The 11,171-nt window shown below is 39.0% G+C and carries 8 protein-coding genes and 1 other annotated feature; of the genes, 2 read left to right on the forward strand and 6 right to left on the reverse strand.

Annotation, left to right across the window (positions count from 1 at the left end; all coding sequences use genetic code 11):
* Positions 1-453 precede the first annotated feature (453 nt).
* On the reverse strand, positions 454-1,218 hold the full coding sequence (locus AMS66_RS23085; RefSeq protein WP_236703589.1) for a YheC/YheD family protein: 765 nt from the start codon (positions 1,216-1,218) through the stop codon (positions 454-456).
* Positions 1,219-1,421: 203 nt separating this feature from the next.
* Here AMS66_RS23085 and AMS66_RS23090 point away from each other — a divergent pair, with 203 nt between their 5' ends.
* Together AMS66_RS23090 and AMS66_RS23095 are read left to right on the forward strand one after the other, a co-directional pair.
* The gene (locus AMS66_RS23090) at positions 1,422-2,231 is read left to right on the forward strand and encodes a DUF6492 family protein (protein WP_053783036.1); all 810 of its coding nucleotides are present in this window, start codon (positions 1,422-1,424) and stop codon (positions 2,229-2,231) included.
* A 17-nt stretch (positions 2,232-2,248) separates the two neighbouring features.
* A complete protein-coding gene (locus AMS66_RS23095) occupies positions 2,249-3,628 on the forward strand; it encodes a sugar phosphate nucleotidyltransferase (RefSeq protein WP_053783037.1) in 1,380 nt (459 codons plus the stop codon).
* 1,153 nt (positions 3,629-4,781) lie between these two features.
* Here AMS66_RS23095 and AMS66_RS23100 read toward each other — a convergent pair.
* The 5 genes from AMS66_RS23100 to AMS66_RS23120 form a co-directional block, all read right to left on the reverse strand.
* Positions 4,782-5,504: a class I SAM-dependent methyltransferase gene (locus AMS66_RS23100; RefSeq protein ID WP_053783038.1), complete on the reverse strand. Its 723-nt coding sequence runs from the start codon at positions 5,502-5,504 to the stop codon at positions 4,782-4,784.
* Between the two features lie 793 nt (positions 5,505-6,297).
* Positions 6,298-8,178 (reverse strand): alanine--tRNA ligase, encoded by a 1,881-nt coding sequence (locus AMS66_RS23105; RefSeq protein ID WP_053783039.1) that lies wholly within the window; start codon positions 8,176-8,178, stop codon positions 6,298-6,300.
* A gap of 108 nt (positions 8,179-8,286) precedes the next feature.
* Positions 8,287-8,530, reverse strand: a binding site (T-box leader).
* Positions 8,531-9,058: 528 nt separating this feature from the next.
* A complete protein-coding gene (locus AMS66_RS23110) occupies positions 9,059-9,574 on the reverse strand; it encodes a GNAT family N-acetyltransferase (RefSeq protein ID WP_082350866.1) in 516 nt (171 codons plus the stop codon).
* Positions 9,575-9,935: 361 nt separating this feature from the next.
* Positions 9,936-10,388: a hypothetical protein gene (locus tag AMS66_RS23115; RefSeq protein ID WP_053783040.1), complete on the reverse strand. Its 453-nt coding sequence runs from the start codon at positions 10,386-10,388 to the stop codon at positions 9,936-9,938.
* 149 nt (positions 10,389-10,537) lie between these two features.
* Positions 10,538-10,966: a MarR family winged helix-turn-helix transcriptional regulator gene (locus AMS66_RS23120; RefSeq protein WP_053783041.1), complete on the reverse strand. Its 429-nt coding sequence runs from the start codon at positions 10,964-10,966 to the stop codon at positions 10,538-10,540.
* Positions 10,967-11,171 lie beyond the last annotated feature (205 nt).

Below are 11,171 nucleotides of genomic sequence, written 5' to 3' on the forward strand. Positions count from 1 at the left end.
GTTTTCGCTGAATTGAATGACTATTTTTTCAATAACCCAAAAAAGAGTTCTTGCATCAATACAACGTTGGCTCTTCATCTGAACATTTACAATTTGTTCGTAGAAATAATCTAAGTGATCCTCAATTATCAAAGGAGCTTCCTCAGATATATTAATCTTTCTTATAAATCGCCCTGCTAAATGAGATGCAGAACGAACCCCCCTTCCTTACTGTATATGCTGCTCCTCATCATCACAGATTGCAATATTGAACATGGGGGAACATCCGCCTTTCATCGACATCGACTCTGAATTTCACTCTCGAATATACTATTTTAGCATAGGTTTCGGAGTCGAATTGGGATGAATTGCATTATTCAGACCCTAAAACGCAGTTCAAGCTCAAAAGTCGCCACATTGGCGACTCTTGAGCTTGAAACCTTCTCCATCCATTCCTATGAAAAATCCGGTCTGTTATTCTGTTTTTTTGGGCATAGCATGGCGGTAATATCGTATTACCTTGCGATACATCGTCTTGTCCTTTAATTGATTGAATATAAATGGGTCCGGTTTGACATTTACCTCTATAATCCAGGGTTTCAGACTGTGGTCAAGGCCGATATCCACACCGATTTGCATTAGATAAGGGTACTTTTTTTTCATATGACGAGCTATGCGCAGGCTAAGCTCATTCATCTCCTGAACCAGTTCATTCCTGCGTTTTGTGGATGCATGCGATTGTAGCAGCTTGTGAATATCCATCGGTGTACCACCACTATGATAATTGGTTACGATTTTCTTTGGATGACCCAGTCGGCCGATGATTCCGGTAGCTTCCCAATGTTTGGTCGGGCTTAGCTGTATCATGACTCGGATGTCAAAACGTCTGTTATTGTGCTTAAGCAGATGGATTCCTCTCTGAATCAGATAACTTCTTTTATGCACCAAACGAGTCAGACTGCTATAAAACGATTCAAAGCTGTCAAACGTCAGGCGTTTTTGCTCTATCTGATAGACAAAATGTTGATGACTGTCCATCTCGGCCTTAATAACACCCATCCCGTAAGTACCTCTCTCGGGTTTGACATAGACCATTCCATATTTGCTGATCATGGATTTCAGATTCGTTTTGTTATATTTCTGTGTGTCGGGGATAAACGGTTTAATTGATTCATTATTAATGATCAATTTTGTTTTTAACCACTTGCTTCTTAACGGCTGCAATTTATCAACTCCCATGTTGTAAACTCTCCCTTCAGCAACCGCATCAAAGCTCGCTGTTTGATCAAGATCCTGCATGCATTATATGTAATACCGATAAAGGAACCCTCAACAAAAGCCCCTATTCGTAAAAAATGTATATTTGCACATGCCCTGACCAAAACACTTTTGCACACATACCATATAATAAGTCATCACGATTTGTGCAAGGAGTTGAGAAGATGTCCGTCCAGCGTGGACTCCGGTTGAATAATGCCCCTAAGATTGATGTTCTTATACCAGCGATCGAGAAAGATTTGGCTACCCTTCCCCTCGTCATCGATAACATTCGCCGTTATGTAAAGCATCCCATTGGAAGCATATATATTGTTTCTCCGGTCAGCACCAAAATCAGAAAACTATGTTCCCGTAAAAACTGCATTTTTGTTAATGAGCGATCCGTCCTGCCTATAACCAAAAACGAGATACACTACCAGTCCTCCCGATGGAATCGGTCAGGCTGGTTATATCAGCAGCTGCTCAAAATGAACGGAGATTCCATTGTGAAGGCAAAGTACTTTCTAGTCATGGATGCGGATACCGTACTGATTAAACCTCATTCATTTATTGTAGAAGGCAAAACAGTATTTTACTGTCGTGACTGGAGCCAGCCGGAATATTTCAATACCTACAGCAAGTTGTTAGGCATGAAAGCTCCGCGTCCCCGCTCTTTTGTCACCCATTATATGCTGTTCGACAAATCTAAACTCTCTGCCTTGAAACAGAAAATTGAAGCGGTTCATAAGCTGCCATGGTACAAAGCGATCATCTCCAATATCAATAAGAAGAAGCAGTTTGGTTTCTCCGAGTATGAAACGTATGCCAATTTTATGTATACGAAGAACCCAGGCAGCATGGTCCTTAGAAGTTCCATGAATAAAAGTCTGAATGTGAACGCTTCTTCGTTAAAAGAGCAACAAATCCGTAATCTGGCTCTTAAATACCGTTCTCTTTCCTTTCATAAACGGAAAATCTATAGTAAAGCTCCCTGAGCTTAAGGAGGAAGTCCATGCATATCGTACTGCTGTGCGGCGGCTCTGGCAAAAGGCTCTGGCCGTTATCCAATGAGCTTCGCTCCAAGCTGTTCATAGATATACTTCCATTACCCGCTGGAGGTAGGGAATCCATGATCAGCAGAGTATGCCGCCAGCTTGACAGTTCATCCCTAACGGATTCAACGCTCATTATTTCACATCAGGATCAGGCTAATATTACGGCTCGACATACTCAAGGCAAAATACCAGTCATCGGGGAACCTTATAAACGAGGCACTTTTACTGCGGCGGCCTTAGCGACGTTATATCTGCAATCCTTCCGGATGGCCAAAGATGACGATGTGATCTGTATCGCGCCAGCTGATGTGTTCGCAGGTGAAGATTTTTTCGGCAACTTCCAATTACTGCCGGACATATTGAAACATTCTCAAGCCGATATCGCTTTAATTGGGACAAGGCCTACACATCCTTCAGAACAGTATGGATACATCCTGCCGGGTGGGGAAGAACGTAATGCTTATGCGCCCATAACACAATTTATAGAAAAACCCGAAGCCACCATTGCTGAAACTCTGCTACAACGTGGGGCACTATGGAACTGCGGTGTGTACGCGTTCACCGTCGCGTTTATGATATCCCATATTAAAAAAATGGGGCTGCCGGTTCATTATGATCAATTGTCGTCCCTGTATGAAGCGTTGCCTGAACGCAGTTTTGACAAGCATGTTGCAGAAAAGGCGCAGCGGGCCGTAGTCCTACCTTATAAGGGAGTATGGCAGGATATCGGAAGCTGGGATACGCTGTGTGCACAGTTAGATTCCCATGTATTCGGACACGGTGGAATCTCGGGCTCTTCCTCCGATTCCTATATTATTAACGAGCTTCCCTACCCCATCCAAGTCATTGGCGTGCCAGGTATTATCGCTGCCGCAAGTCCGGACGGCATTCTCATTGCCAACAAAAATAATTCAAATGAAATTAAAGCGCAATTGGGCAGCTTGCCATTAAAACCGATGTATGGTGAAGCAACCTGGGGCAGTTATCGTGTCATTGAGAGTTCGGTAGAAGATGAAAATACAACTGTAACCACATTAAACATAACAGTTCTACCGGGCAAACATATCGGGTTGAAATGGCACCGGGCAGGATGTAGAGCGTGGACGGTACTTGCAGGCAGCGGTCAATTGCTTATCAACGGACAGGTCACACAGATGACTCTGGGCACTCAGTTCGCGATGATCTCGGAGAGCGTCTATTCTATTTTCGCTGAAACCAGGTTGGTCTTCCTTGAAGTACAGATCGGCGAACCCGAGGATGAGAACAACATCCTTTTTGAAGAAGAAGACTGGAATATAATCGTAGAACGCGCAGGGTCGTATAACTATGGAATATAAATTGAACCGTTCAAATCTTAGCCCCGTCCATTCGTGGGGGCTATTTGCTTTGCGTATCGATCGAAACATGGGGTAAAACCAAATATCAGTGTGCTAGGGGAATATGTTCTTGTCCCTCGACATTTTTGTAAATTGACATAAAGTTATTATATTCGGGTTGCTCATACATTCGCCTCTATTCTTAGAAATAAATGATTTCGAATTCAGTTTATCTATCTTTACATATGAAGAAAAAGCCAACATTTAAGCGCTGGCTTTTTATTATAAATCGTTTTAAACTTCTTCTTATCTGCTGCACGATCTCCAGTTGAAGCTTTCCAGCCTAAATAAATGTCTCTTAAACTCGTTCAACAATTTTATGATCTGATAATATGACTATTCCCTCGATGAGATTGTTAGCCATTGTACTCGTTATATTTTCGCGGAGGGAAGAAAGACAAGGAAAGTAGTGGAAATAATTTAGCGGCGAGAAACGGTTAATGTTGTGAGTCTTAGTACTAGAGGTCAATAAGCTGTCCGAGTAGAGCAGATCTGTCAGTTGCTTACCAATATCGGCTATCCGTCAATAATATCTCGATTCAACAGGGTAGTTGAATCATTTATATATTTCTTTTCTAATCATCCGGCTTTTTTATTTTACTCGAGGTGCTCTAGGGAACTGAGCTGCTCCCTCTACTTCTTCTGCTTTACAGCTCTTTTCTGAGTCATCCTGCTCAAAAAACACTTTGATAGTGGTTCCTTAAGTCACTGTCTACTCAACAGAAATATGCGAAGGACCAGTACCTTTCCAAGAACATTTGAGCTATAAAAAGACAAGAATCTTTATCCCTCGAATCATATTGAATGAAATAATTATTGGATTTTATTATTTACCGTTAGTAACCTGATTGTTTCCTTTGGGAATTTCACAAAAATCAAATCTCGAACTTTCGAACTTTGGCTTTGGCGAACGATAAAAAACGTGAGGAATTTTAGATCCGATAGCCCGTTCAAATGGTTCCGACGGTACCTTTCCACGAAATAAATGAACTTCAAAAATTTGTATCATTAAAAAAGCTGACGATTCTTTAATTCAAAAACCGCGTTAAATCAACGACTCCAGTCTAATTCTTTATTTCCACCGAACATTTGGTGTTATCTGTATTGTGCTGCTTTAGACAGTTTTGGACCCTATCCCATACTGAAAGTACTTAGGGGTGCAATGGACATGCAATTCAATTCCCACACTAGCGGCAATTTGCTCAATCTCTTTATCGCCAAAGAAATTCTTTACTATAGTAGCATGATCACCATTATTAAGCTTCCGAACCATCGTTTGCCCAGATGTCCCCACTACATGAGACTCACGGGTTCCTGCTACTTCTCGATCATCGATAAAGAACATTTTCCCTCCGGGCTTCAAACAGCGTGATACCATGGTGAAGAAGCTCGCCAGTCTCTCTCTGGGTAAATGAGATATCCAAAAAGTAAAAGCAACTGAATCGTATAACTGATCCGGAGACCAACTGAAAAGATCTGCAATGATCGTTCTTACATTGGGTTCAGATACTACCGGATTATGCGAAAGCATTTCTTCGGAACCGTCTACAATGGTCAATATAAGGGCTTCTTTTAAGAACAGACTACTCCAAGTGCCAGTCCCCGCCGCAAGTTCAAGAAAGTCACCATGAAAATGTTCAGCTTTAAAAGCATCCTTAATCGTACTGATCTCATCGAACCAGATTTGATTGGCTTCGTCTCCTTGATTAAATGTGCCTCGACGGTACCACCAGTCATCATACTCTGGGGCTCGTTCTTTATAATATTTCAACTGATCCTGAAGCTGCTGATCTGTCACACTTTCGTACGAAGCACCGTTGGTTTCCTTGCTGTTCACGCAAACATCTTTCCTTTCTCCCATCAGGGCTTAAGTCAATGATTTTTCCATTAACATAAGTCCCAATAAAATTAAATTTTCACATACTTTCGTTGAATATCTCCTCGCCAGAATTCAGCTTCCTACATAGTAAAACCGGTCAATTGGAAGCAAGCACTTCTGGTTCGCGTTTGACCCGTTCTCAAGGTAACGAAAACGAATTATCCAGAACACTCTCGCTTCAATTCCCTGCATTAATACTCTGTGTAGTATTGTTTATATTATAATCATAGATACAACATTTATATGATTCATCAACTTTAAAACTTGAAATTATTTATTCTAAAATCATTATGTAATTCGCATTCAATATAGATGTTCTAACGTTGTTTCTTTAGGTAAAGTTTTGATTCTTGCTATATAAGTTGAACTAAAGATTAGAAAACTATGATAAGGATTTCGTGGCTACTTGTCGACGTAATATAGACAATGATTTCAGACAGGCAGGGGAAGTTAATGGACTATAAAGCATCCTTTCAAGAGATCGTGCTGTTATCTCGCCAGATAATCTACATCATGATACTATTTAGATAATTAACTAAACCGAAATTACACAATGTTCTTGTCCTTTTCGGTAATGGTACAAAGTTCTTGTCCTCACCTTGGGACAAGAACTTGGTTCCTTAACACAAAAAAAGCCGCTATAATAGCGACTTTGAAAGGAACAATGTTTGTGTCCCGCGACAATTTATCATTCATCCTGGATTCCCGGCAACTCATAACGTTGTTACAAATGGCAATCCAAAAACATCAGCTATTGTTTCGCGTTCTGGAAATATTTATTAATTACCCCTTTAATCCTTCTAACTCCAGCAGCAGAAGATTGTTCTTTTTTAATACTGAACTTTCCTAAGTTTGTTGTATCTTCTACATGAGGTCCTCCACATACTTCTCGACTCCAAACTTTCCCTTCGTTATCTTTGATTGTATACACCTTAACGATATCCGGATATTTATCCCAAAAATTCCCTTCAACATTACTTTCTTTCGCTTCAATTTTAGGCATCTCTGAAATATAGGTAACTGCTTTTGATGAAATCGCATCATTCACATACTTTTCCACCTCAGCTATTTGCTCTGGCGCAAGTTTTTCATCATGGTTGAAGTCAAACCGTAATCGTTCTGAAGTAATATTACTTCCTTGTTGATGAACATGATCACCTAAAACTTCCCTTAAACCAGCAAGTAATAAATGAGATACCGTGTGCAGCGCTGTTGTTTCTGTTGAATGTTCAGCTAATCCACCTTTAAATTTACCCGCAGAAGCAGTTCTACTCTTTTCAGCATGTTTCTTTGCCGCCTCTAAATAAGAAGCCTTATCATCAATGCTATATCCACTTTCAGTTAGAAACTCTTCCGTCAACTCCAAGGGAAACCCATATGTTTCGTAAAAATAAAAAGCATCTGCACCTGTAACTTTACCCTTATTCTTAAGATGTTTTTGTATTTCAAATTCTCCTTGCTGCAAAGTTCTATAGAAAAGATTTTCTTCCTTATTTATTATTTCGATAACTTTCTTTTTATTACCCGTCAAATCTTCATAAGCTGTTGCTTCATCGATATAAACTTCAGACAACTCACCCACAAAACTGCCTTGTATACCTAATTTTTTACCTGCTCGAATGGCTCTTCTTAATAACCTTCTTGTTATATACCCTGCATCACTATTCGCTGGCTCCGCACCATCATTAATTAGAAAAGTAGCCGCTCTCACATGATCAAGTATGATTCTAAACGACTTTAAATCGTCAGTATATTGTTTACCACTTATCTCCATCAATTTTTTCTTGGGATTAAGGAAGAAAGCCGTATTATAAATATCCTTGTCTCCATTAAGGGCTGTTGCAACCCTTTCTAATCCGCCTCCATAATCAATATTGGGATTTTTCATTTTTACAAATCCTGTGTCTTCTTTTTTGTAACACATAAATACGTTGTTCCCAATTTCTAAAAACCTCTCGCTTTCAGAAGCAGGATGATCCAGTGAATCACCGTCTGGCTCAAGATCGTAGAACATTTCACTATCAGGCCCACCGGGTTCACCAACAGGCATATTCAATGGACTTCCGGATCGACTCCACCAATTTTCTTTTTCATCGTATAAGAATATTTTCCCACCTCTAGATGCCCCATATTGATACGGATCATCTTCAACGATAGGTTCTATACCAACTGATTTAAATTTTTCTGACCAGATTTGAATGGTTTCCGTATCTTTCTGTATATTCAAATCATCACTTCCTATAAAAACACTGATATATAGTCTGCCAGGATCAATTCCTAATTCTTTAATATGCCAATTCCAAACGGCATCGATTTGCTTTTTCTTATAGTGATTTTCATTTGCTTTAAACTCCCATCGACCTACCATTTCAAAAAATGTCAGATGCGACGTATCTCCTACTTCATCAATATCGCCTGTCCTTAAACACTTCTGAATATTAGCAATGTCATTGCCTGTTGGATGCCTTTCCCCCAATAAATATGGAACCATAGGTTGCATTCCACTTCCCGTAAAAAGCGTTGAGGGATCATTTTCTGGTAACAAGCTAGAAGAGGGTACTTGGTTTGCCCCTATTCCTTTCATAAAGTCAATGTATGATTTTCTTAACTCATCTGGTGTCATTTTAACCATGCTCAATACCTCCATTTTAATTATTATTTATTCTTGGAAAATGTTTTGCATATGTTTAAACGAAAAAGAATAAAACAAAAAAGCCCTAAGCTGACATATTACATGTCAACTTAGGGCGAACGATTATGTCCGTGGTACCACCTAAATTCAGATTTCTCTGCACTCGATCAATACGGGATATCTCCGATATTGTTTCCTGAATAACGGTGGAACTCCGTTGAAGCCTACTGAGATTCCTCTGTTCGGTTCACAGCTCCGAGACTGCTTCACTATTAGTTCAATGAAGATTCGCACCAACCATCTTCTCTCTGTGAGATCCCTAATACCTACTATTTCTCATCATAGCCTTTTCGTTTTAAGTTAAACCAATGGTATCACACTCAACCTGCCCCGTCTATTAACATTTTTGTTAAATTCTTAAAATGCCAGAAATCAGTTAATATGCCCTTTTCTTTGAAGGTTATTGCTTGTTAATGAGATAGGATTCATTCGTTGATAAACTTCTCAAATTCACTTTTCAGCCAATGCTGATTGGTTATTGATCCAGAAGGAATAGGTATCCACCAAAACACAATTCGTAAGAACCAAGAACTTTAAACCAACACTGGGTGTGCTTCTGAGAGAGGGCGCTACTGGACAATTACCTGGAAAGCGGTCAGTAGGAGGCCTTCCGTCAGCCTTTGATTTGTCCGAAACAGTTCGGTAAGAAACTTGTTCGCAGTGGAGCCTCACTAGCCATAACTGCCGTGCTTTTATATTCGCAATTGAAAACGATTGAGAATCAAAATTATCTCTACAACTTGGAATTTATGAATTTGACTTTCATAATAGCATTTAAAGGCATATTACATTATCAATTGTTTTTTACTTTGTATTATGCTCATTTTGTTCGCTCTACAGAATACAGAAAAAATTCCATATCTATATTCCTAAAATTCTTAGTATCTTTATCAATAATATTCATACCGTTTCGAACAGCAACTTTTTGAGAGGGTATATTTGTGTCCCTAATAATAGAATAAACCCTATTTGCATTAAGAACTGAGAAAGCGTATTCCTTGCAAGAAATTGCCGCTTCTGTTGCGTAACCTTTGTGCCAATACGCTTTTTGAAACAAAAATCCTATATCCAAAATTTCTTTTTCTCTCCAGCCTTGCATTGTCAAGCCACATTGACCAATCATTTCGTTTGTTTCTTTTAATACAACAGCCCAAAGTCCAAAACCATACTCTTCATATCTTTTAAGATGTCTGTTAAGCCAATTTTGTGCTTCTTCTAAGTTGAATGCACTTTCATAAGCAGCACGCATTACTTCCTCATCACACAATATTCCGCACAATGCATCATAATCGGACTGCACCATTTCTCTAATTATAAGACGTTTTGTTTCTATCAAAAATCTCTCACCTTTCTATCATCTCCATCCCCAATTATTTACTTAAATAGATTCGACATTGTTTGATATCACACCTTGTTCAAGTACCAATAATTCGCTTTATGGACATACCTAGCCGCCTCTGTTCGCCTCTCCTCAAAGAGTTGTTCCATAACAATGAGAAAAACTGTCATGCATCATGGTGTTATTGAGGTTTTAACTACATATGCTTATTATTTAGATGATCATCTAATCGGTAATCAGAATATGTTCTTGTCCATTTCGGCAATCGGTACAAGTTCTTGTCCCTCTACAACAACATCTGAAAAGTAACCACTTATTCTGTGGCCCTTCATGATCGTGATCTAATGCCTCTCTTCTGCTAAACGAAAGTGTCGTCACCATTACTTAGTGTTTTTCTATCTGTTTGATTCGTAAAACTTCTCATCTCATCATTATTCCCTTGATAAGCAGATATAACATAATTTTCATCTACAACATAATATGTGGCATACCTAGTAAAAGAATAACTTCTTTCTTGTTCAGGTGCTGTTCCTTTTTTTACAGAAGTAACAATTCTCATACTAGGTTTTAAATCTGGTTCGACACCTATGAAATCAGCATTATAAAATAAGTTAGTGGTTTCCTTAACATCTTCTCCAACGATTACTTCTTCCACTTTAACTTCGTATGAAACAAAAGTTGGTTTACCTTGTGCTTTGTCTTTCTCAGCAAAATCGCCCTCTGGTGTTCCTGGTTCTGCCAATAAAGTAGATTGGAAATTTTCATTTTGCTTAATAACTTCAGCAATAATTACTGAATCTGATCTCTCCAAAATTTGATCGAGCTATTTTCATAACAAAAAAAACGTTAAATCATCATATCACACAGATTAACGGCTTTAGGCTGATCAACACTAATAAACTACATTGGTGCCCTTTAGGTATTTCTTTAAAAGTAGTGTCAGGTAGATTTCTCCTTCTATTACAAGCGTTCATTGATTTTGATCAACAAATTCTTTAATACTTGCTTCTCTTCGTCGGTAAGGACTTGAACGATTTCTTCCTCCACCTTTCGGAAAGAGTCTTGAAAGTCTTCAATCAGTTCAATCGCTTTTGGCAATACGTATATGTTTTTTTGCCGTTCATTATTGGCCGGGATTTTACGCTCGATTAACCCTTTTTGCTCTAGAGCTTGAAGCATACTTGTAATGCTGGCCCGACGTAGATGAAACCGATCTGCAAGATCCATTTGAATAATATGACTATTTTGGTTTTCGTAAATATAATCGATTACTTTTCCTTGTTGAGCGTTTAGCCCCAGCTCTTTTATACTCTCGTCCGCTCTTTTCTTTAACTTAAGACCGATAATCTGAAATAAATCCAGATAAGGCGTTTCCTTTTGGGATTTCATAATCTTCCCTCCTGTGATTGTTAGGAATCTAATTGTAAGTAAATAAACTATACAGCGATCCTATTGGCTTGTCAAAAAAATATTAGTTGGTTGACAGTTAGATAACTAACAGTTATGATTCGAATTGTCCACATACAAACACTTAGGAGGAATTCAAATGGAGAAGGTAACTCAAAATGCTGCGTTAGAACAAGTTACGGCGATT

This window comes from Paenibacillus xylanivorans, assembly GCF_001280595.1.
In the GTDB taxonomy this organism is placed as follows: Bacteria; Bacillota; Bacilli; order Paenibacillales; family Paenibacillaceae; genus Paenibacillus; species Paenibacillus xylanivorans.

Excerpts from the sequence above, each read along its gene's own strand:
- AMS66_RS23085 (WP_236703589.1), bottom strand. The coding sequence starts at position 1,218 with ATGGGAGTTGATAAATTGCAGCCGTTAAGAAGCAAGTGGTTAAAAACA.
- AMS66_RS23090 (WP_053783036.1), top strand. The coding sequence starts at position 1,422 with ATGTCCGTCCAGCGTGGACTCCGGTTGAATAATGCCCCTAAGATTGAT.
- AMS66_RS23095 (WP_053783037.1), top strand. The coding sequence starts at position 2,249 with ATGCATATCGTACTGCTGTGCGGCGGCTCTGGCAAAAGGCTCTGGCCG.
- AMS66_RS23105 (WP_053783039.1), bottom strand. The coding sequence starts at position 8,178 with ATGGTTAAAATGACACCAGATGAGTTAAGAAAATCATACATTGACTTT.
- AMS66_RS23120 (WP_053783041.1), bottom strand. The coding sequence starts at position 10,966 with ATGAAATCCCAAAAGGAAACGCCTTATCTGGATTTATTTCAGATTATC.